Source organism: Streptomyces sp. NPDC046759 (assembly GCF_040645475.1).
In the GTDB taxonomy this organism is placed as follows: Bacteria; Actinomycetota; Actinomycetes; order Streptomycetales; family Streptomycetaceae; genus Streptomyces.
The window spans coordinates 65,756-86,753 of the sequence record NZ_JBEYYJ010000001.1; the positions used below are offsets into that span (position 1 = coordinate 65,756).

Below are 20,998 nucleotides of genomic sequence, written 5' to 3' on the forward strand. Positions count from 1 at the left end.
GAATCTCCGCGGGAGAGCAGGTGAGCAGGACGTGATCGAGACTGCCTTCGGGCGCCCGGGAACTGAAGTACCGGCCGGCTCACGGTTGTTACCCTGAAGGCAATACCGAGCGAGCGGAAGGGGATGCCGTGGAGTCCCGCCCGTTGCGCTACTTCGTGGCCGTCGCCGAGGAACTCAATTTCGCGCGCGCCGCCGAGCGACTGGGCATCTCTCCGCCGCCGCTGTCCCGCGCCGTCCGCCGCCTGGAGACGGATCTCGGCGTCGTGCTCCTCGAGCGCACCACGCACAGCGTCGGCCTGACGCCGGCGGGCGAGGTGCTCCTGGAGGAGGCGAGACTCGCGCTGGACGCCCTGGAGGCCGCCGGGCGCAGGACTCAGCGCGCGGCGGGCCCCCACAGAGAACTGGTCCTCGCGATCAAGGCCGACGGCGACGCGGGACTCCTGGAGCCGATCCTGGAGCGGTACGCCTCTCAGCCCGCCGCCGTCCCGGTGACGGTCCGCCTGTGCGGGTGGCAGGAACAACCGCGGCTGCTGCGGCGCGGGGAGGCAGACGCCGCGCTCATCCACGAACCGTTCGACCGCACAGGGCTGGACAGCGAGACGCTGACGACCGAGCCGCGTGTCGCCGCCCTCGGCGCCGCCCACCCGCTCGCGGCCCGCGACCACGTCCTGCTCGCCGACCTCGGCCTGCGCCCCGGGGACCTGCACCGGTTCCTCGACGAGGTCCGGAGCGAGGGCCGTGACCTAGCCCAACTCCTCACGATCGTCGCGCTCGGCGGCCTGGTCGCCGTGTTGCCGGCCTCCGTCGCCGAACGCTATCCGCGCCCGGGCGTCGTCTACCGCGCCGTCCCCGACGCGCCGCCCGCGGTGCTCGCGATCGCCTGGCCGCAGCAGTCCCGCTCCACGGCCACCGCCGCACTCGTCCGGACGGCCGCCGCCGTGGCCACGCCCACGCGGGCGAACGACCAGGACACGGCGGCCGCACCGCTCGGCACCTCTCAGCCCGTGGCATCCACCAGGGCCAGCTCATGCAACCGCTCCGGCGGACCCGGACGGGCGTAGTACCAGCCCTGGGCAGTGTCGCAGCCCAGTATCCGCAACTGTTCCGCCTGGGCGCCGGTTTCGACGCCCTCGACGGTGACAGCGAGGTCGAGGCTGTGGGCGAGGGTGACGATCCCCTCGACGATCTTCAGGTCCACGGGGTCGGCGGGGAACTGCTGCATGCCCCGGGTGAAGGAGCGGTCCAGTTTGAGGATCCGCACGGGCAGGCGGCGCAGGTTGGCGAGGTTGGAGTAGCCGGTGCCGAAGTCGTCCAGAGCGATGTCGACGCCCATCTCGGCCAGCCGGTGGAGGGGTTTGAGCAGATCGTCGTCGGCACCGATGAGCGCGGACTCGGTGACCTCCAGGCACAGGGCGTCCGGGGCGACGCCCGCGCGCTCCAGGATCTCGACGGTGTCCTGGACCAGACCGGGGTGGCTGAGCTGGCACGGCGACAGGTTGACGTTGATGCGCAGGGGCCCGGCGCCCGTCTCCTCGCCCCTCTCGCCGTGGCGTTCTCGCCAGGCGCGCGCCTGGCGGATGGACTCCTCCAGGACCCAGCGGCCGAGCGGGACGATCAGGCCGGTGTGCTCGGCGAGCGGGATGAAGCGGTCGGGACCGAGCACGCCGTGCTGCGGGTGCAGCCAGCGGACCAGGGCCTCGGCGCCGCGCACACTGCCGTCGCCGAGATGGACGAGCGGCTGGTACTCGATGAAGAACTCGCCGCGTTCCAGGGCGGTCGGGAGGGCCGTGGTCAGGCCGTGCCGGGTGATGGCGCGGGCGTCGGCCTCGGGGTCGGCGAGTTCGGAGCGGTTGCCGCCGGCCGACTTCGCCCGGTACATGGTGATGTCGGCGCTGCGGAGCACCTCGGCGGCGGTGCGTTCCCCGGCCGGTCCCTCGACGATGCCCAGGCTGCCGCGCACCATGAGGTCACGGCCGTCGATGCTGATCGGGGTGACCAGGGCGTTCATGATGCGCTCGGCGAGTTCGTCGACCTTGCGCTCGGTGCCGCGGCCGGTGGTCAGGGCCACGAACTCGTCGCCGCCGAGCCGGGCCACCATCTCGCCGGGCGCGGTCGCGCAGGACTGCAGCCGGTCGGCGACCTCCACCAGCAGCCGGTCGCCGGCCGCGTGCCCGAGGCTGTCGTTGATGGTCTTGAAGCCGTCCAGGTCGAGGTAGCACAGTCCGAACCGCTGGCCCTCGCCCGCGCCCAAAGCCTTCTCGAGGCGCTCGAAGAACAGGGAGCGGTTGGGCAGGCCGGTGAGCGCGTCGTGCGTGGCCTCGTAGCGCAGCCGGAGGTGGAGCAGCCGGCGCTCGGTGGTGTCCTCCATGAGGGCGAGCTGGTACTGCGGATCGCCGTCGGCGTCACGCAGCAGCGAGACGGTCAGGTTCGTCCACAGGACCGTGCCGTCGGGGCGGTTGAAGGCCTTTTCGAGGTGGTAGTGCTCGCGCTCGCCGCGGACGAGCTCGTCGTAGAGCTTCCAGGTCTGCGGCGCGTCCTCGGGATGCACCCAGTCCTGGACGCGGCGGCCGCGCAGGCTGGTGTCGGAGAGCCCGAACATGCGCAGCAACGCCCCGTTGGCCTGCAGGATGTTGCCGTCGAGGTCGGCGATGCCGATTCCTACGGCCGCACCCTCGAAGACCGCGCGGAACCGGGCCTCGCTGGTGTGCAGCGCCTGCGCCACCACGCCCTGGGCCTGCAACGCCGCCTGGGCGATGGACTCCTGCTCGGCGAGCGTGCGCTCGCGCAGCGCCTCGGCGTATCCGGCCGCCATCGCGTGCTGCAGCCGGGAGGAACGCAGGCGCGGTTCGTCCTGGGGGCCGTCCTCGGCGCAGTACAGCACCAGATAGGCCTCGACGCAGTCCAGAGTCCGGCTGAGCGCCTCGGGGTCGGTGCAGTGCGCGCCGACCAGGGCGGCGCCGACCGCCTTCGCGCCGTCCGCGTCGAAGCCATGGGCCCGCAGGAGCCCACTCAACCGGCGTGCGAGCGGAAGGAGTTGTTCCTCGAACTCCGCACGGGTCAGCGACGTCGAGGTCACCGGGTAGACCGCCCGGCTCCAGATCGTCGTGAACCGGCGCAGTCTGTCCTCCGGCCCGTCCGGCTCCGCGCTCACGCCGTACGCCCCACGCCGGCGAATCCGGAGAAGGCGAACGGATCCTCCTCCTCCGGTGCCGAATCCGGCCGCCAGTCCGGCATCGGCACCAGTCCGGGTTCCACCATGTCGTACCCCTCGAAGAACCGCGCGATCTGGTCGCGCGAGCGCATGATCAGCGGGTTGCGAATGTCCTTGTATACGTCCACCGCGCCCTCGGCCCGCTCGGCAGGCACCGGGATTCCCTCGTACGAGGCATGGGTGAGGATCATCAGGCTGCCGGGCGCGAGCGTGTCGCGCAGCTCGGCCACCGCACTGTAGGGGTCGTCCGCGTCTTCCACGAAGTGCAGTATGGCAACGAGGAGGAGGGCGATCGGGCGGTTCGGGTCGATCAGCCGCTCCACCTGGGGACTGGAAAGGATTTCCTGCGGCTTGCGGAGGTCCGCCGCGACCACGTCCGCGTCGTCGTTGCCCGCCAGCACCGCCTGGCTGTGCGCGACGGCGACCGGGTCGTGGTCGACGTAGACCACGCGTGCGCCGGGTACGGCCGCCTGGGCCACCTCGTGGACGTTGCCGAAGGTGGGGATGCCGGAACCGATGTCCAGGAACTGGGTGATGCCCTCTGCGGCCGCGAACCGCACGGCGCGGCGCATGAACGCCCGGTTGGCCTGCATGATCTTCGGCAGGCCCGGCATGAACTCCATCGCCCTTCGGGCCGCCTCCCGGTCCACCTCGAAGTTGTGCGATCCGCCCAGGTAGTAGTCGTAGATCCGCGAGACGCTCGGCACCGAGATGTCGATGCTGCGTGGGGCCCAGGCGGGGCGCTCCATGTATCTCTCCCAAGGCAGGCGACAGGGACAGGCGATCCGGTGTTCGAGCTGAGGCTACTGATCGCCCGGTAAAGGAGCGACCCGAAACGGAAATTGACCGTCCGTTCCCCGCCACTGCCTGCGCAAGCGCTGTCGCCTCTGCCGGGTTTGACCGCCTTGGGGGTGAAGGCTGCGGGTGGCCGGCCGGGTGGCTCTCCGCGCAACGCCACACGGTCTCCCGCGCAAAGTCGGGCTGTTTCCCCACGCAAAGAAGTCCGCCCCCTCCGTGCGGTGCGGAGGGGGCGGACCTTCGGTGGCGCTCCGGGTCGGGCGGGGCGATCGACCCTGGGGAGGTGATCTAGTTGCCCGGCGCGCCGACCGGCTTGCCGTCGGGCGAGACGGCGTACCAGGTGCCGCCCACGCCCTGACCGTTGGTGTCCCCGGGTGCCTTGTCCCCGGAGAACGTGTAGATCGGCCAGCAGTTGACCGTCATCTGCTGCACGCCGTCGGGCCGGGTGAAGCCCATCAGGCCCTTCTTCTTGACCCCCTTGGTGTCCTCGGGCTTGACGATGCCGACGGCCGGCCACTTCTTCAGGCAGGCCCCGGTGCAGTTCGAGACGGACTTCGGCCAGGCCTTGTCCTTCAGGAAGCGGTAGACCGTCATGCCGTTCTTGTCGACGACGATGTCACCCAGCTTGGGGTCCTTGCGGACGGACAGACCGGGCAGGGAGGCCAGGGAAGCCTTCTTGCCGTTCGGGGCCAGAGCGAACCAGTTGCCGCCCACGCCCTGGCCGTTGACGTCCCCGGCCTTGGCATCCTTGGCGTAGCGGTAGGCGGGCCAGCCGCCGATGGTGAGCTGCTTGCTGCCGTCGGCCCGGGTGACCTCGCCGAGCAGCGCCTTGTCGATGCCGGCGCCGGCCGTGGCGTCGTTCGCGGGCACCGGCGGCCAGGTGGTGGCGCAGTCGCCGTCGCAGTTCGTCTTGGGCGGATTGGCGGTGTCCTTGTCGAACCGGTACAGGGTGAGGCCGGAGCCGTCGGTCAGCACATTGCCCAGGTCGGCGTTCTTGGCGACGGTCAGCTTGCCGGCGGGGGCGGCCGGGGACGGGGAGCTGGAGCTCTGGTTGCCGTCGGCACCGTAACCGTTCCCCGTTCCGGTGCCGACACCGGCGCCGCCGGTCGGGCTTCCCGCGGGGGCCGTGGCCCCGACGTTCTGGGCCGCCGATGCCGGGGTGGTGCCGTTGTCCTGACCGCACGCCGTCGTCAGCGCCAGCACCGAAGCGGCTGTGGCCACCAGTGAGGCGGTCCGCCAGGAGGTCTTCATTTCCAACTCCCCATATTCGCCTGGATGTTGCAGCGCCCTGCCGTGCCGCCGCACGGCCATGGGTACGCACCGAGGGGGCCGGAGCGTTCAACGGGGAGGGGAAGTTCTTCGGGAAAATCTTTCCGGAGCCTGTGACGGGACGGCTGACGCGCGCCGCGTACGGGTCCGTCCGGGGCCCGTCCGGGGGTACGCATCACGCCAATGGGGCTCTTCATCCCGTCAAACCATTGATCACGGCATGTCCTTCCTTCGGAGCAATCCGGGGGCACTACGGCGTACGACCGGTTTCCGCAACCCATGATCTTCGCGTGCATGGACCCGAAGTGACCCGATGCGCGCCCGCCGCACGGATGTTGGCCCTGGTGACGCTGACCTGGACGCTGGTGGGCTGTCCGGCCGGCGGCGCGTCGGCCGACGCCTGTGCGTACGCCTCCGCGGGACCGGACGGCACGGTGGCGGTGGCCTACGCCGGCGACCACCACTGGCCGCTCCCACCGCCCTGTTCGACGCCCACACCACCCACGCCGACGCCCGTTCCTTCGCCGACGCCCACCCCGGCGCCGCCCCCGCCACCGAAGCCGGCGCCGACTCCGCGCCCGGCGCCGAAGCCCATCCCGAGACCGAAGCCGGCGCCCCCGCCCGCCCCCGCTCCCCCGGCACCGCGACCGGTGCCCACGCCCACCCCGCCGCCCGTGCCGCCGCGGAGACCGGCACCCCCGCCGAAGCCGAAGTCCGCCCCGCGGCCCTCGGTGACGCCGGTGAGCTACCCGGCGTACCACCCGCACCCCGCCGCGCACCTCGCGCCCGACCGCACCACGCCCGTCACCTACGTCCTGCTCATCACGGTTCCGGCGATCGTCGCCGTCGCGGCCCTGCGACCGCGGTGACGCGCCCGCCCGCTCGATCTTCTGGAGGTATCCGTTGCCGGATTGGCTTGTTCTCGTCCTCGCGATGCTTGCGGCCTGTGCCGTGGTGGTGCTCGTCACCGTCCTGCGGCACAAGCGTGCTCCCGAGGACGAGGATCCCAACGAGACCCCGGACGTCATCGAGTACATGACGATGTGGATCGGCGTCGTGTACGCGATCGTCCTCGGTCTGGCCATCGCGGGCGTGTGGGAGGCCCGCAGCTCCGCCCAGGACTACGTGCAGTCCGAGGCACAGGCGCTGCACGAGATCTCGGAACGGGTACGGGTCTACCCGCCGGACGTCCGCGACCGGATCCGCGCCGATGTCAACGCCTATGTCACCTACGTCGTCGACCACGAGTGGAAGACGATGTCCCACGACGAGCGGGTGACGGACCGCGGTGCGCACCTGCTGCAGAAGGTCCGTCAGGACGTCACCGACTACAAGCCGAAGAACGACTTCGAGGCACAGGCCTACCAGCCGCTGCTGGACCAGATGACCGCGGCCGACCAGGCGCGCAACGCCCGTGCCGACTCCACCGGGGCCACCATGCCGCCGGTGGTGTGGTGGGGGCTGCTGACGGGGGCGCTGATCACCATCGGCATGGTGTTCGCGCTGCAGATCCGGCGCACCAAACGGGAACTGGTCCTGGCGGGGCTGTTCTCCGCGACCATCGCGTTCATGCTGTTCCTCATCTGGGACTTCGACGCCCCCTTCAGCCGGGGCATCGCGGTGACCGCGGAACCGTTCGTGAATCTGTTCCCGGGCGTCACCGGCTGACCGCCGGCCGCCTGAGCATCGCCTCGCCCCGGCCCCCATGGGGAGGACCGGGGCGAGGCACCTCCTGCCGGCGTGTGCCGTGCGCGGAGGGACGAGCCCGAAGAGCCGGATGACGTCGGGTGACGGTGCGTCAGGAGCGTTTCTCGTTCCGGCGGCGGAGCCAGAACGCACCGCCGCCGACGACCGCCGAGGCCACGAGCCCGGCACCGATGGCCATGTCGGCCGGCGTGGCACCGCTGGTGCGGCTGCCGCCGACCCCGCCCTGGACGCCGCCGAGCACGGTGAACGCGGCCGGACGGGTCAGGGTCCTGCCGTCACAGTGGATCGTGACGTCGTACCGGCCGGGACGGGCGTCGTGGTCGATCCTGGTGCTGCCGCGCGAGAGGTCGTGACGGAACGGGTCGATCCGGGTGGTGGAGAAGGCGCCGGAGGACATCGTGCCGCCGCGGCAGCCGTCCACGCTGACGCTGAGCCGGCCGCCGGCCGGGAGCACCCCGGGCGTGGTTACGATGTTCCGCAGCCCGCTGCCGCCCTGCCTGCCGTCGCCCTGCCCGCCGGAGTCGTCGTCCTGGCCACCGGAGTCGTCACCCGGGCTGTCGGATTCGTCGGAACGCCTGGCCGAGTCGTCGCCACGGGTATCGGAGTCATCGGAACGCCTGGCCGAGTCGTCGCCACGGGTATCGGAGTCATCGGAACGCCTGGCCGAGTCGTCGCCACGGGTGCCGGAGTCGTCGGAACGCCTGGCCGAGTCGTCGCCACGGGCGCCGGAGTCGCCGCTACGGCTGCCGGAATCGTCGGAGCGGGTGCCGGAGTCGCCGCTGCGGCTGCCGGAGTCGTCATCCCCGATGCCGTTCCAGTTGTCGTCGCCCTGGCCGGAGTCGTCCCCTCCGCTCTGGTCGCGGTCGCTGTTGTCGCGGCCTCGGTTCCGGTTGCCGTCGAAGTGCCCGTGGGGATCGACGTTGCCGCTGTTGCCATTGCCCGGGACGATGCCGGCGCTGCTTTCGGACGTACTGCCGCCGTTGCCCACGGCGTCCGCGACGTCCACAGGGGCGGCGAACCCCAGCACGGCGGCCGCGGCGAACGCGGCAGCCAGGGCGCGTTGGTTCTGCATGTGATCCTCCGCGGGAGGCGCCCGGGGACCCGTCCCCGGTCGATCGGCGAGAAAACACCTCCCGGAGCGACCCTCGGACGCGCGGAACACGCCCGCATGTCGAGAATGGTCCGTCCCGGTGAGGCAACACGCCGTGCGAAAAGCACACAATCGGAAATTGCCGCAGCTCACGGACCGTCAGAAAATTTCTGGCGACGGCAACTCGGATGGCGCACCCGCAGGGCCGTGGGCCACCCGTTCGCCACTCACGCCGTCGCCCCGCCGCTCGCGGGGGACTTAGCGTTTTCCCATGCGCGATGGAGGTGGTGACGGCCGCGTCGAGAGGGGATGGCCATGCCTGCGTTCGAGCTGTCCGAGCTTGCCGAGGAGGAGGAGCGGCGGAGGAAGCGCGCCCCGTGGGGCATGATCGCGCTGGTTCTGCTGACCGGCCTGGCGCTCATCCGGAACGGTTCCGGGGAGTTCGACGTCGGTCCGCCCCAGCCCGCCTCGGCGGTCGCCCCGGACAGTCACGCGGCCGCGGGCACCTTCTCCCCGGCTCCGGGGTCGCTCGGATTCTCCGCCGTCGACCGGGTCCGGATCCCGGCGATCCAGGTCAACGCCCCGGTGATGCCTGTCGGTCTGGAGGCGACCGGCTGGATCGTCGCGCCGCCGCCGGACGACCCCAACCTGGCGGGCTGGTTCACCGGCGCGGTCTCCCCCGGTGAGAGGGGGACCGCCGTCATCGTCGGGCACGTCGACAACAAACAGGGCCCCGCCGTGTTCTACGGGCTCGGTGCCCTGAGGAAGGGAAACCGCATCGAGGTCCTGCGCAAGGACGGAAAGACCGCCGTGTTCGAGACCTATGGCGTGGAGGTCTTCTCGAAGAGCGGTTTCCCCGGCGACAGGGTGTACAGCTCGAAGGGAACTCCGGAACTGCGGGTCATCACCTGCGGTGGCGGATTTTCCAAGCAGAACGGTTACGACGGCAATGTCGTCGTCTTCGCCCGCCTGGTCGCGGTGATCTGAAACACCCCGACCAGGCCGGCGAAAGTCCGGCAGACGGTCACACGCGCCGGCTCGGCACGGTCAGGTGATATCCGGAGTCGATGAGATGCGGCAGCCATTCGCGGATCGCGTGGACGGTCTGCGAACGGTCGCCGCCCGCGTCGTGGGAGAGCACCACCACACCGGGGGCTGCGCCCTTCTCGACCCGGTCGACGATGGTGCCGGTGCCGGGCGTCATCCAGTCGGTGGTGTCGACCGTCCAGGCCATCGGCTCCATGCCGAGCTCGGCTTCCAGCTGGAAGGTGGCCCGGTTCCAGGCGCCGTAGGGCGCGCGGAACCACTGCGGGCGCTCGCCGTAGGTGTCCTCGATGATGTCGCTCGTGCGCACCATCTCGGAGCGGATCTGCTTCCGGCTGAGGGTGGTCAGCAGCGGATGCGTCCAGGTGTGGTTGCCGACGACATGGCCTTCCTCGGCCATCCGGGCCACCAGTTCCCTGTTGTCCACGACGCACTCGCCGCACAGGAAGAACATCGCCCGGACGCCGTACTTGGCGAGGGTGTCCAGGATGTGCGGGGTGTAGTCCGGGTTGGGCCCGTCGTCGAAGGTCAGCATCATGTGCCGGCCGCGTCCGGAGATCTGCAGGATCGGCTCCCTACGGACCTTCAGCTTGTGCGGCGCCGCGCGCGGTGGCCCGTCACCGGTCAGTGGCTGGAGCCGGAAGGCGGAGGACTTGAGCGCCTGACGGGCCTGCGGGCCGGGGGCGGGAGCGGCCGCGGTCTGAGCGGATTCCTCGGTGCAGGCCGCCAGGAGGGATCCGGCGGAACCGGCGGTCCCCAGCGCGGCGGCCCCGGCGAAGAGCATACGGCGCCGTGTGAACAACTGATCCTTCTGCATGACTCATCAGTCGCCCCATGAGGCTCCGGCGCACCACAACGACACCGGTGCGGCGGCGGGAATGCACTCGGTCGGCCCAACACGGGGACCCGATACGGAACCTGTCACCGGCCTCTGACGGCTCCTCAGTCCGCGACGGAGCCTGGCAACGGGTGTGGGAACGAACCGAGTTGGTGGAGGAGGGATAGCGGGCTGCGGCCTGGCGCGCTCGCGGTGGCGGTGCCGGCCGTCGCGCGGTTCGTGGTCGTCTTCGGCACGGTCGCCTTCGCGGTGGAGTTGCCGCTGATCGCGCGCTGGGGGTGGCGACCTCCGGACCGACCCGGCTGCTGTCCGCGTACAGCGTGTGATTCGCCGCGCTGCCGGTGCTCACCGGCGCCCGCGGGAGGACCTTCGGTCGGCGGCCGGGTGCTGACGGGCGGGCTCGCGCTGTCGTACCTCGCGGTCGTCGCCCGTGCCACCCCGGCGGTGCTGTTGCCGTGCACCCGCTGCCGGACGCCTCCGAGACGGAGCAGACCGCCCCGGAGGCGGAGCAGACCGTCTTCTGGGTGCAGGCGGCCGCCGGGGTGCTGCTCCTGCTGCTCGTCCCACCGGCGCCGGCGCGCACGCGGACCCCCGCTCCCGGCGTCAGCGGCGGCGCACCAGGGGGAACGGCAGGGTCTCCCGGATCGTCAGACCGGTGAGGAACATCACGAGCCGGTCGACGCCGAGGCCGAGGCCGCCGGTCGGAGGCATCGCGTATTCGAGGGCCTGCAGGAAGTCCTCGTCCAGCTCCATGGCCTCCGGATCGCCGCCGGCGGCCCGCAGCGACTGCTCGGTGAGCCGTCGGCGCTGTTCGACCGGGTCGGTCAACTCCGAGTAGGCGGTCCCCAGTTCGGTTCCGAAGGCGACGAGGTCCCAGCGCTCGGCGAGCCGCGGGTCGGTGCGGTGCTGTCGGGTCAGCGGGGAGATTTCGGTCGGGAAGTCCTTGTAGAAGGTGGGGAGTTGGGTGCGTTCCTCGACGAGCCGCTCGTACATCTCCAGGACGATGTCACCGGGCCCGTCGTCGGCGGTGTACGGCACCCCGGCCCGGTCGCACAGCCGGTGCAGCCGCAGCAGTTCGGTGCCGGGACCGATCTCCTCCCCCAGCACCTCGGAGATCGCCGAGTGCACCGTCCGGACCGGCCACTGCCCGGAGATGTCGTACTCCTGCCCGTCCTTGCGGGCCACCGGGGAGCCGAAGGCGGCGGTCGCGGCGCCCTGGATCAGCTCGCGGGTGAGGTCGAGCATGACGTCGTAGTCGGCGTGGGACTGGTAGGCCTCCAGCATCGTGAACTCGGGGTTGTGCTTGTAGGAGACGCCCTCGTTGCGGAAGGTGCGGCCCAGTTCGAAGACCTTCTCCAGGCCGCCCACGCACAGCCGCTTCAGGTACAGCTCGGGGGCGATGCGCAGGTAGAGGTCCAGGTCGTAGGCGTTGATGTGGGTGGTGAAGGGGCGGGCGTTGGCGCCGCCGTGGATCTGCTGGAGCATCGGGGTCTCGACCTCCACGTACCCGCGGTCCAGCAGGCCCTGGCGCAGGGCCTGTACGGCGGCGGAACGGGCCCGGATCACGGCGCGGGCGCCGGGGTTGGTCGCGAGGTCGAGGTAGCGGCGGCGGACGCGGGCCTCGGGGTCGGTCAGGCCGCGGCGTTTGTCGGGCAGCGGGCGCAGGCATTTGCCGGTGAGCTGCCAGGAGGTGACGAAGACGGTGGGCTCGCCCTTGTCGCTGAGGCCGCTGTGGCCGGTGACCGTGATGTGGTCACCGATGTCGGTGCCGGCGGTGAAGCGGTCGAGGGCGGCGCCGGAGCCGGCGCGGGTCAGGGCGATCTGGTGGTCGCCGGACCAGTCGCGCAGCACGGCGAAGACGATGCCGCCGAAGTCGCGGACCAGCATGAGCCGGCCGGCCGCGGTGACGTCCGCGTCAGGGGGGACGTCGGCGAGGGCGTGGGTGGGGGCGGGGACGCCGACCGGGTAGGGGTCGGTGCCACCGGCGCGCAACCGTTCGAGCTTGTGGTGCCGGACGCGGACCTGGTCGGGCAGGCCCGCGTCCGGTGCGGCGGGCCCGGTCTGGTCCCCTCCGTCGAGGCCGAGCGCCGCCAGGGGCGGCAGCCCGTGCGTGGTGGCGGGGCGCTGCCCGGTCTTCGGGTGCCCTTTCCCCCAGAGTTTGCGCAACGAAGGTACGGAGACGAATCCTTCGGCGATTCCGGAGGCGAGTCCGATGCGGGCGAGGGAGGCGGTGTCGCAGTAGCAGATGAACCGCGGGTACCACTCCGGGTGGTACTTGGCGTTGGAGCGGTACAGGGCCTCCAGTTGCCACCAGCGGGAGAAGAACAGCAGCAGGCGGCGCCAGAGCCTGAGGACCGGTCCGGCGCCGATGCGGGCGCCCTCCTCGAAGACCGACCGGAAGACGGCGAAGTTCAGCGAGATCCTGCGGACGCCGAGCTTGGGGGCGGCGGCGCACAGTTCGGCGACCATGAACTCCATGACCCCGTTCGGCGCCATGCGGTCACGGCGCATCAGGTCCAGGGAGATGCCGTCGCGTCCCCAGGGCACGAAGGAGAGCAGGGCGAGCAGCCGGCCGTCCTCGCCGAGGGCCTCCACGAGCAGGCAGTCGCCGTCGGTGGGGTCGCCGAGCCGGTCCAGGGCCATGGAGAAGCCGCGTTCGGTCTCGGTGTCCCGCCAGGCGTCGGCCTTGTCGACGATCTCCTCCATCTCGTGTTCGCTGAGGGTGGCGTGGCGGCGGATGCGGCAGGTGGCACCGGTGCGGCGGACGCGGTGCACGGCCTGGCGGGTCACGCGCATGTCGCGGCCGTTCAGGTCGAAGGAGGCCACGTGCACGATCGCCTCGTCGCCGAGCTCGAGGGCGCCGAGTCCGGCGCGGGCGTAGGCGCGGGCGCCGTCCTCGGAGGCGCCCATCACGGCGGGTGCCCAGGCGTAGCGGCGGGCCACGTCCAGCCAGGCGGCGATGGCGTGCGGCCAGGCCTCGGGGTCCCCGACGGGGTCGCCGCTGGCCAGGCACACGCCGGCCTCGACCCGGTAGGTGACGGCGGCCTTGCCGCTGGGCGAGAAGACGACGGCCTTGTCCCGGCGGGTGGCGAAGTACCCGAGGGAGTCCCGGTCGCCGTAGGCCGTGACGAGGGCGCGGATGCGGGCCTCCTCGTCGCCGTGGAGGGCGGCTTCCAGGCGCTGGGAACGGAACAGGGCGGCGGCCGCGTTGAGCAGGGCGAGGGCGCCGAGCAGGCCGAGCACAAAGGTGACCTTGCGGGGCGGGTGTCCGGAGAAGGAGCTGTTGGAGACCAGTCCGCCGCACACCCGGTCGGCGGCCCAGGCCAGGTGTTCCTCAGCCGGGAGCGTGCCCGGGAACACCATCACCAGCGCCCAGCCCAGCAGGATCGCGAGGGCGAGACCGCCGGCCAGGACGGCCAGCGCTCGCCACACGGCTCCGCGCCGGGAGGCGGCGTAGAACTCCCTGCGGGCCACGATCAGCAGGATCAGCAGCAGGCCGCACAGCACCAGCGACGGCAGCGACTCGGCGTACAGGCCGAGGGCCACGCCGAGCACGTCGGTGAGGACGAGCAGGCCGAGATAGACGACGACCAGCCACCAGGCGACCTTCTTGCGGGCGGCGGTGGCGCCGGCCAGCAGGAACAGGAAGACGGCGTAGGCCAGGTTCGCGCTGATGGGCACCAGGAGCAGGTCGAGGGCGCGGGCGACCGGGCGGAGCAGGCGGCGCAGCGGCTCGATGAGCGCGAGCAGGGCGCACAGCAGGCCGAGCACGGCGAAAAGGGTCCCGAAGGCGTCGGGCACCCAGCCGAGCCGCCCGCCGGCGGGTGGGCGTATCGGGGCCGTGGGGTCCCTGCGTGCGGCGGGCTCCGCGCATGCGGTCATGGTTTCGACTGTAGGAAGGGGGCGCCGGGCTCGCCCGTCGAAGGGACTCCGGTGCGCGGTGCCGCGTCTAGCAGGAACCGGCGATTCCGATAGCCTCACTGGCGTGACGGAACAGCACTCGCACTCGGATGCCCACCAGTTCGAGCGGGGTACGGACGGGCCGAAGGTCATCGTGGTCGGCGTGGACGGCTCCGAGTCGTCGCTGCGTGCCGCGGCGTACGCGGGCGGGCTCGCCCGGCGGCAGCACGCGCTGCTTGCCGTGGTGTACGTGCAGCCGGTGCTGGCGGCCGGGGCGGCGTTCGGGGCTCCGGTGGCGGAGACGACGGACGAGATCGCCGAGGACCTGATCACGCAGATCCGGGAGGCGGCCGAGAGGGTCAAGGGGATATTCGAGGTGCGCTGGGAGTTCCACACCTTCCGCGGCGACCCGTACAACGGGCTGGTGAAGGCTGCCGACGAGCTCAAGGCTGACGCGGTGGTCGTGGGCGCCTCGGAGCAGGCCGGCCACCGGATCATCGGCTCGGTGGCGGTCCGGCTGGTGAAGGCGGGGCGCTGGCCGGTGACGGTCGTACCGTAGGGCGCCACAGCGGCAGCGGGGTGGCGACCGGCAGCACACCGGCCGCGGCATGCGCGGCGAGCGGCGGCGCGGGACCCGGCGGCGGCCGTCGGCCCACCCGGGCGTCACGACGGCGCCCTTGCCGGTCACGGAGCGGGCGGCGAGGCTGCGGACCACCCGGCCGGCGGCGACCGGCGGGAGCAGGCCGGCGCAGACGCCATCGGGACGGACGACGGCCCGACAGGCCCGCAGTCGCACACGACGCTCGCACCCGGGAGCACCGGGCGGCGACCCTACCCGGCGGCCGCCAGACGGCCCGGCCGGAGGGTCACGGGAGCGGGGCGACCCCCACGGGACTCGGCGGAAGGCAGGCCCGTACCGCCGCCCCGGGCTCAACACCATGCGGGCCGGGCGGGAGGACCGACAGCGCCAGTGAGCCGGCCATGATCAGGGCGGCGACCATGAACGCGTTCAAGGGCAGCGGAGCGGTACGGCGGCTGCCGTGCCGACCGTCGATACGGCCGCGGGGAGCGCCAAAGGAACGCTGCACGCGATCGCCGGCTCGCTTTCGGCGATCTCGGCGTCGGTGCGCCCGCACTTCCTGGCGCGGGACGCCGTCGGCAGGCGCCCGGGGCCCGTGGTGCTGCGCATGTCGACGGCCCGCCTCCCGCCCGGGCACCGGGCCGGGCCGGACCGTGCGTGGCGTCTTCCCTGTGGCGCGGGCCTGAGTCATCATGATCCGCCGTCAGCCGTTGCCGTCGGTGAAGAGGTGAGGCACATGGCCAGGCTCCGGGCCGGTGAGGGGATTCTCCGCCGCAAACCCATCGAGCACATCGAGGAGACGGAGGTCGGCGAGGGCCCACGGCTGGAGCGGTCACTGGGGATGTGGCAGCTCACCGCGATCGGGGTGGGCGGCATCATCGGCGCCGGTATCTTCACGCTGGCCGGCACGGTCGCCCACGGCACGGCCGGACCCGCGGTGCTGGTGTCGTTCCTGATCGCCGGTGTGGCGAGCGCCTGCGCGGCGCTGTCGTACGCCGAGTTCGCCGGGCTGATCCCGAAGGCCGGGTCGGCGTACACCTACGGTTACGCGGTGCTCGGCGAGTTCGCGGGCTGGTTCATCGGCTGGGACCTGCTGCTGGAGTACACCGCGATCGTGGCGGTGGTGGCGATCGGCATCTCGGGCTACTTCAGCTTCCTGGTCGAGGAGATGGGCGCGAACCTGCCGCACTGGATGCTGGGCGCGCCCGGCACGGGGCACGGTCACCGGATCGACCTGTTCGCGGCGATCCTGTGCCTGCTGATCGCCTGGCTGCTCAACATGGGCATGCGCAGCGCGGCCCGCTTCGAGACCTTCGTCGTGGTGCTGAAAGTGCTGGTGGTGCTGCTGGTGATCGGGGTGGGCGTGTTCCACATCGACACGGCCAACTACCATCCGTTCTTCCCCTACGGCATCAGCGGCGCGTTCACCGGCGCGGCGACCGTGTTCTTCGCGGTGTTCGGGTACGACGCGATGTCCACGGCGGCGGAGGAGTCGAAGGACGCCGAGCGGCACATGCCGAAGGCGATCATCTATTCACTGGTGATCTCGATGGTGCTGTACGTGGCGGCCTGCCTGGTGCTGACCGGCATGCAGAACTACAAGGACATCGACCCGGAGAGCGGTTTCTCCTCGGCGTTCAAGTCGGTGGGCCTGAGCGGGCTCGCGGACGTGATCGCGGTGGGCGCCATCATCGGCATCCTGACGGTGATGTTCACGTTCATGCTGGGCGTGACCCGGGTGTGGTTCTCCATGTCCCGGGACGGCCTGCTGCCGGCGTGGTTCGCCAAGACGCACCCGACGCGTCACGTGCCGACCCGGGTGACGTGGATCGTCGGTGCGGGCTCGGCGGCCATCGCCGGGTTCGTCCCGATCGGCTCGGCGGCCGAGCTGACCAACATCGGGATCCTGCTGGCGTTCGTGGTGGTGTGCACGGCGGTGATCGTGCTGCGCTACCGCCGTCCCGAGCTGCGGCGCACCTTCCGCACGCCGGGCATGCCGGTGGTGCCCGCACTGGGCGTGGTCTTCTCGATCTGGCTGATCACCTTCCTGCAGTGGCAGACCTGGGTGCGGTTCGCGGTGTGGTTCCTGATCGGCTGCGTGATCTACTTCGGCTACTCCTACAGGCGCTCGGCGCTCGCCGAGCGGCGGCCCGCCGAGTGACCGGGCGGTATCGGCGGCCGGTCACTCCCCCATGACCAGGCCGTCCTTGGCGGCTCCGCGGCTGAGCACCACGTCCCGGATCCGGTCGCGCAGCTCGCCGAGGTCGGCGCCCCCGTCGATGGCCCGGTTGAGGTTCACGATCCGGCCGGCGTCGACGTCGTACCACTGCGGGATGAACTCGGCCTTGGTGACCCGCCAGCGGCCGCCCGGGTGCGTGGGCGGGGCGAAGGTGAAGCGGCCGATCGTGGACTCGTTGCCGCGGTCGTCCCGGGCGCCCTGGTCGTTGTACATCTCGCCGGCGATCTGGTCGCCCATGCCGTAGAGCACCCAGGTGCCGTTGACCTTCTCGTAGGCCTGCGGGACGTGGGCGTGGGTACCGAGGACCAGGTCGACGGCGGGACGGCCGCCGGTGGTCGCGGCGGTGAGCCGCCGGGCCAGGGTGAGCTGCTGCTGGTCCGGTGCGTCCTGCCATTCGGTGCCCCAGTGCACCGACACCACGACCACGTCGGCGCCGGCCCGCCGGGCGGCGCGGGCGTCGGCGATCATCCGGTCCGGGTCGATCAGGTTGACGGCCCAGGGCTCGCCGGAGGGCAGCGCGATGCCGTTGGTGCCGAGGGTGTAGGCGAGGTGCGCGACCTTGGCGGCGCCGGCCTTCATGATCGTCACCGAGCGGGCCTCGGCCGGGGTGCGGGCGGTGCCGGCGTGCCTCAGCCCGGCCTCGTCCATGGCGGCCAGAGTGCGGTGGATCCCGTCCGCGCCGTCGTCGAGGGAGTGGTTGGAGGCGGTGGAGCAGCCGTCGTAGCCGGTCTCGGCGAGAGCGCGGGCGATCTGCCGCGGAGACTTGAAGGTCGGGTAGCCGGAATAGTCGCCCTCCACCCCGTAGACGGTCTCCATCTGACACAGCGCCAGATCGGCCTGGGAGACGACCGGCTCGGCGCCGGAGAGCATGGGCCGGAAGTCGTAGCCGATGCCGGCGGCGTCGGCGGCCGCCCGGTCGATGACGGAGGTGTGCGGCAGGACGTCACCGGAGGCCACCAGCGTGAAGCCGCGGGCCGCCGCCGGGTGCTTGGAGTCCTGTCGCTCGTGGTTCTGGCAGGCGGCCGCGGCCGCGAGGACGGCGGTGAGGACCAGGGCCACCTGTTGTCTGCGTGCGATCATCAGCTCACCCCAGGATGTCGTATTTACCGACAAGGCCGTGATGGGCATATGGGTACGAATCTGGCCCCTCGGATAAACCGGCCGAGCGTCGCCCTTAGCCCATCCGGCGTCGCACCGGACCGCTCGTCCGACCGTTCACCGACGCGATCGACCGTCCGCCGCAGGGCCGGCCCCACGCCCTGTCCCCCGGCCGTGCCCTGCGCTGCCATACGGCCATGACGGCCGGAACCCCACCCCTGCGCCCGGCGGCGGCACCGACCCACGACAGGACGGCCGCCGAGCACGAGCTGGCCGCGCTCCAGCGCGAGCACGGCGCACCGCTCTTCGCCCTGCTGCTCAGGCTCTGCGACGGGGACCGGCAGCGCGCCGAGGACCTGCTGCAGGAGACCCTGGTGCGCGCCTGGCAGCATCCCGAGGCGCTGCACGCCGAGGACTTCGACTCGGTACGGCCCTGGCTGCTGACGGTCGCCCGGCGGCTGGCGATCGACGCCCGGCGGGCCCGCCGGGCCCGACCCGCGGAGACCGGCGCCGAGCTCCCCGAGAACGCACGGGTGACCGCCGATCACGCCGAACGGGCCGTCGCGGTGCTCGACGTCCGTGAGGCTGTGAAGACACTCACGCCGGAGCACCGTGACGTGTTGGTACTCGTGTATTTCCGCGGGGCCAGTGTGGCGGAAGCGGCGCAAACCCTCGGCGTCCCGCCCGGTACCGTGAAGTCCCGCGCGTACTACGCGCTGCGCGCGCTGCGCCGGGTCCTTCCGGGTTATGCGGCCGACCTGCACTGAAACCGGAGGCCGGGTCAAACCTCGGTAAAGCGCCTTGCTGTGCCCCCCGTTGGGGCAATGGGCTGTCCTCATCCGCGTTCCGGGCGGGGGGCCGGGCCCGGGGATTCGGGCGACGCGCACGTACCGGAGGAAGGGCAGGAAGGGATGCTGCACAGAGGGCACGAGAGCACGGACGGCACCGACGGCGGTGAACTGATCGTCCCCATGGCCTGGTTGTACGCCGAGTACATCGCCGACGAGCTGCTGCGCACCGGCGATCTGATGCCGCCGACGTCCTTCGAGTTCCGGGCCGGCCGGGACGCCCTGGCGCTCACCGTCTTCCTGTCGGACACCGACGGGGAGCTGTCCGGCATCCGGGTGATCTCCCAGCTCGAGCACTGGCTCTCCCTGACCGCCTACGACCAGCCGTGGCGGGACTGGGTGCACGAGCGCATGGCCGAGCTGACCGAGGACGTCGACCGGTCCGGCATCCGCTCACCCGACCTGGCCCTGGCCACGGACGCCTGGCGGTGGCTGGAGGAGACCGAGCTGCTCGCGCCGGACCTGGACGCGGTGCCGGGCGGAGGGGCACCGGCCGGCGAGGACGAAGGGCCGAAGGTGTGGACTCCGGCCTGGCGGCTCGGGCTCCCCCTCGGGCACCTCGCGATCCATCTGTTCTGACGGTCCCGGCCGGCCGCTCCGAAGTTTTCCGGAAACGGACCAATCCGCGGGCCGCGCGGCTCCGAATCTCACCCTCGGGATTCTGTGGGTGGCTTGAGTGATTCGGCTGTCGGCTGCGTACGGATGGGTGCACGGAGTAACCCCACCCGCACCCATCGGCACGAGGATTCGGCATGAGGTCCCTGGAAAGGCATCGCGACGTCGGCGCGTACGCGCTCGGCGTGCTGGACGAGGCGGAGGCCTTCCGCTTCGAGGACCACCTCCTGGAGTGCCCCCAGTGCGCGGCACAGGTGACCGAGTTCGGGCCGGCGACACGGCAGCTGTTGCTGTACCGCCGGGCCACGCCGCGCTTTGTGCACCCCATGGCACAGCCCGGTCCCCGGCTGCTGGACCGGCTGCTCGGCGAGGTCGCGCAGCGGCACCGGGCGCGCCGCCGGCGCCTTCTGTACGGCCTCGCCGCCTCCGTCGTGCTGGCCGTGGTCGGCCCGGGGGTCGTGGCCTTCGCCGGGCATGCGGAGCCGGCCGCGCACGTCACCGCGGCGACCGACCCGAAGACCGGGGTGTGGGCCGAGGTCACCGCCGACGACGGGGACTCGGGCAGCCGGCTGGTCCTGCGGGTGAAGGACGGCACCGGTCCGCACGCCTGCCGGCTCGTCGTCGTGGGCCGTGACGGCTCCGAGCAGACCGCCGGCACCTGGATGGAACCGGGTCAAGGCGCCGGTACCTTCACCGCACTCGGGTCTTCCACGATGCACCCCGGTGAGATCGCCCGCTACGACGTGCGCACCACGGACGGGCAGCATCTGGTGTCCGTCGACGCGCCGTAGCCGCCCGAGCGGGCGCCGATCACCGGGCCGGGCGCGCAGCGCCGCAGTCACCGCGGCCGGCGCTCATTTCAGCAGCCGGGAGAGTCTGCGGTCCGCCAGCGGCCTGCCGCCCGTCTGGCACGTCGGGCAGTACTGCAGTGAGGAGTCGCTGAAGGAGACCTCGCGAATGGTGTCGCCGCACACCGGGCAGGGTTCGCCGGTGCGGCCGTGGACGCGCAGTCCGCTCTTCTTCTCCGCCTTCAGCCGCCCGGCGGCGATTCCACGGGAGCGGTCGACCGCCTCGGTGAGCGTCGAGCGCAGCGCCTCGTAGAGCCGGTGGGTCTCCTGCGGGGTGAGGGAGGCGGCGAGCTTGAACGGGGACATCTTCGCGGCGTGCAGGATCTCGTCGCTGTAGGCGTTGCCGACGCCCGCGATCAGGGACTGGTCGCGCAGGGCGCCCTTCAGCTGCCGTCTCTCGTCCGCGAGCAGGGCGGCGAGGCGGTCCTCGTCGAAGTCGGCGGCGAGCGGGTCGGGGCCGAGCCGGGCGATGCCCTCGATCTGCCGCGGGTCGCGGACGACGTACACCGCGAGGCGCTTCTGGGTGCCTGCCTCGGTGAGGTCGAAGCCCTCGCCGGTCGCCAGCGCCACCCGCAGCGCGAGCGGGCCCCTGCCCGGCTTGGGCGGGCCGTCCGGCAGCCGGTCCTTCCACTGCAGCCAGCCGGCCCGGGCCAGGTGGGTCACCAGGTGCAGCCCGCTGTCCGAGGCCAGGTCCAGGAACTTGCCGTGCCGGTGCACGGCCGTGACCTCACCGCCCTCCAAGGCGGTGACCGGAGGGTCGTACGTCTTCAGGACGCTGACGGCGACCGGCAGGACCCGCGCCACCCGGCGGCCGACCAGGTGCTCGGTGAGGAAGTCCTTCAGCGCTTCTACCTCGGGCAGTTCCGGCATACGTCCAGAGTGCCATCCGGCACCGCCAACCCCCGGTGATCGC

At 71.8% G+C, this 20,998-nt stretch carries 17 protein-coding genes; 9 read left to right on the top strand and 8 right to left on the bottom strand.

Translation table 11 applies throughout. The features are described 5' to 3' along the window. Positions 1-128 precede the first annotated feature (128 nt). The gene (locus ABZ919_RS00290) at positions 129-1,061 is read left to right on the top strand and encodes a LysR family transcriptional regulator (RefSeq protein ID WP_361240453.1); all 933 of its coding nucleotides are present in this window, start codon (positions 129-131) and stop codon (positions 1,059-1,061) included. Here the strand turns inward: ABZ919_RS00290 and ABZ919_RS00295 are convergent. From ABZ919_RS00295 to ABZ919_RS00305, 3 genes are all read right to left on the bottom strand, one after another. Further along, positions 998-3,151, bottom strand: coding sequence for an EAL domain-containing protein (locus ABZ919_RS00295; protein ID WP_361240456.1), 2,154 nt, complete (start codon positions 3,149-3,151; stop codon positions 998-1,000). The genes ABZ919_RS00290 and ABZ919_RS00295 overlap by 64 nt on opposite strands. Beyond that, positions 3,148-3,960: an SAM-dependent methyltransferase gene (locus tag ABZ919_RS00300; protein WP_361240459.1), complete on the bottom strand. Its 813-nt coding sequence runs from the start codon at positions 3,958-3,960 to the stop codon at positions 3,148-3,150. Before ABZ919_RS00300 ends, ABZ919_RS00295 begins: the two co-directional genes overlap by 4 nt. Positions 3,961-4,297: 337 nt before the next feature. Next, positions 4,298-5,260, bottom strand: coding sequence for an SCO0930 family lipoprotein (locus ABZ919_RS00305; protein ID WP_361240462.1), 963 nt, complete (start codon positions 5,258-5,260; stop codon positions 4,298-4,300). A gap of 758 nt (positions 5,261-6,018) precedes the next feature. Between ABZ919_RS00305 and ABZ919_RS00310 the strand changes: the two genes are divergently transcribed. After that, positions 6,019-6,147: a hypothetical protein gene (locus ABZ919_RS00310; protein WP_361240465.1), complete on the top strand. Its 129-nt coding sequence runs from the start codon at positions 6,019-6,021 to the stop codon at positions 6,145-6,147. A gap of 34 nt (positions 6,148-6,181) precedes the next feature. Continuing rightward, a complete protein-coding gene (locus tag ABZ919_RS00315) occupies positions 6,182-6,946 on the top strand; it encodes a DUF4239 domain-containing protein (protein ID WP_361240468.1) in 765 nt (254 codons plus the stop codon). Positions 6,947-7,076: 130 nt separating this feature from the next. Here the strand turns inward: ABZ919_RS00315 and ABZ919_RS00320 are convergent, their stop codons facing one another. Then, positions 7,077-8,057, bottom strand: coding sequence for a hypothetical protein (locus ABZ919_RS00320; protein WP_361240470.1), 981 nt, complete (start codon positions 8,055-8,057; stop codon positions 7,077-7,079). Positions 8,058-8,390: 333 nt separating this feature from the next. Between ABZ919_RS00320 and ABZ919_RS00325 the strand changes: the two genes are divergently transcribed. Beyond that, positions 8,391-9,062: a class F sortase gene (locus tag ABZ919_RS00325; RefSeq protein ID WP_361240473.1), complete on the top strand. Its 672-nt coding sequence runs from the start codon at positions 8,391-8,393 to the stop codon at positions 9,060-9,062. A 37-nt stretch (positions 9,063-9,099) separates the two neighbouring features. On the opposite strand, the gene ABZ919_RS00330 is transcribed toward ABZ919_RS00325, so the two are convergent. Beyond that, the gene (locus tag ABZ919_RS00330) at positions 9,100-9,936 is read right to left on the bottom strand and encodes a polysaccharide deacetylase family protein (RefSeq protein WP_361240476.1); all 837 of its coding nucleotides are present in this window, start codon (positions 9,934-9,936) and stop codon (positions 9,100-9,102) included. Positions 9,937-10,560: 624 nt separating this feature from the next. Beyond that, entirely contained in the window at positions 10,561-13,839 is a 3,279-nt protein-coding gene (gene lysX / locus ABZ919_RS00335; protein ID WP_361240479.1) for a bifunctional lysylphosphatidylglycerol synthetase/lysine--tRNA ligase LysX, read from the bottom strand. A 103-nt stretch (positions 13,840-13,942) separates the two neighbouring features. Here lysX and ABZ919_RS00340 point away from each other — a divergent pair, with 103 nt between their 5' ends. Then, entirely contained in the window at positions 13,943-14,416 is a 474-nt protein-coding gene (locus ABZ919_RS00340) for a universal stress protein (RefSeq protein ID WP_361240482.1), read from the top strand. Positions 14,417-15,173: 757 nt separating this feature from the next. Then, positions 15,174-16,598: an amino acid permease gene (locus tag ABZ919_RS00345; RefSeq protein ID WP_361240485.1), complete on the top strand. Its 1,425-nt coding sequence runs from the start codon at positions 15,174-15,176 to the stop codon at positions 16,596-16,598. 21 nt (positions 16,599-16,619) lie between these two features. On the opposite strand, the gene ABZ919_RS00350 is transcribed toward ABZ919_RS00345, so the two are convergent. Then, positions 16,620-17,756 carry a CapA family protein gene (locus ABZ919_RS00350; protein WP_361240488.1) on the bottom strand — a complete coding sequence of 379 codons (1,137 nt, stop codon included), beginning with the start codon at positions 17,754-17,756 and terminating at the stop codon, positions 16,620-16,622. Positions 17,757-17,971: 215 nt separating this feature from the next. Here ABZ919_RS00350 and ABZ919_RS00355 point away from each other — a divergent pair, with 215 nt between their 5' ends. From ABZ919_RS00355 to ABZ919_RS00365, 3 genes are all read left to right on the top strand, one after another. After that, a complete protein-coding gene (locus tag ABZ919_RS00355; RefSeq protein ID WP_361240491.1) occupies positions 17,972-18,541 on the top strand; it encodes a sigma-70 family RNA polymerase sigma factor in 570 nt (189 codons plus the stop codon). Between the two features lie 144 nt (positions 18,542-18,685). Then, the gene (locus ABZ919_RS00360) at positions 18,686-19,201 is read left to right on the top strand and encodes a hypothetical protein (protein WP_361240494.1); all 516 of its coding nucleotides are present in this window, start codon (positions 18,686-18,688) and stop codon (positions 19,199-19,201) included. Between the two features lie 173 nt (positions 19,202-19,374). Beyond that, positions 19,375-20,028 (top strand): zf-HC2 domain-containing protein, encoded by a 654-nt coding sequence (locus ABZ919_RS00365; protein WP_361240497.1) that lies wholly within the window; start codon positions 19,375-19,377, stop codon positions 20,026-20,028. 63 nt (positions 20,029-20,091) lie between these two features. Here ABZ919_RS00365 and ABZ919_RS00370 read toward each other — a convergent pair whose 3' ends face one another. After that, positions 20,092-20,955, bottom strand: coding sequence for a DNA-formamidopyrimidine glycosylase family protein (locus ABZ919_RS00370; RefSeq protein ID WP_361240500.1), 864 nt, complete (start codon positions 20,953-20,955; stop codon positions 20,092-20,094). Between the last annotated feature and the right edge of the window lie 43 nt (positions 20,956-20,998).

Excerpts from the sequence above, each read along its gene's own strand:
- ABZ919_RS00300 (WP_361240459.1), bottom strand. The coding sequence starts at position 3,960 with ATGGAGCGCCCCGCCTGGGCCCCACGCAGCATCGACATCTCGGTGCCG.
- ABZ919_RS00305 (WP_361240462.1), bottom strand. The coding sequence starts at position 5,260 with ATGAAGACCTCCTGGCGGACCGCCTCACTGGTGGCCACAGCCGCTTCG.
- ABZ919_RS00320 (WP_361240470.1), bottom strand. The coding sequence starts at position 8,057 with ATGCAGAACCAACGCGCCCTGGCTGCCGCGTTCGCCGCGGCCGCCGTG.
- ABZ919_RS00325 (WP_361240473.1), top strand. The coding sequence starts at position 8,391 with ATGCCTGCGTTCGAGCTGTCCGAGCTTGCCGAGGAGGAGGAGCGGCGG.
- ABZ919_RS00330 (WP_361240476.1), bottom strand. The coding sequence starts at position 9,936 with ATGCAGAAGGATCAGTTGTTCACACGGCGCCGTATGCTCTTCGCCGGG.
- lysX (WP_361240479.1), bottom strand. The coding sequence starts at position 13,839 with ATGACCGCATGCGCGGAGCCCGCCGCACGCAGGGACCCCACGGCCCCG.
- ABZ919_RS00345 (WP_361240485.1), top strand. The coding sequence starts at position 15,174 with ATGGCCAGGCTCCGGGCCGGTGAGGGGATTCTCCGCCGCAAACCCATC.
- ABZ919_RS00350 (WP_361240488.1), bottom strand. The coding sequence starts at position 17,756 with ATGATCGCACGCAGACAACAGGTGGCCCTGGTCCTCACCGCCGTCCTC.
- ABZ919_RS00355 (WP_361240491.1), top strand. The coding sequence starts at position 17,972 with ATGACGGCCGGAACCCCACCCCTGCGCCCGGCGGCGGCACCGACCCAC.
- ABZ919_RS00360 (WP_361240494.1), top strand. The coding sequence starts at position 18,686 with ATGCTGCACAGAGGGCACGAGAGCACGGACGGCACCGACGGCGGTGAA.
- ABZ919_RS00365 (WP_361240497.1), top strand. The coding sequence starts at position 19,375 with ATGAGGTCCCTGGAAAGGCATCGCGACGTCGGCGCGTACGCGCTCGGC.
- ABZ919_RS00370 (WP_361240500.1), bottom strand. The coding sequence starts at position 20,955 with ATGCCGGAACTGCCCGAGGTAGAAGCGCTGAAGGACTTCCTCACCGAG.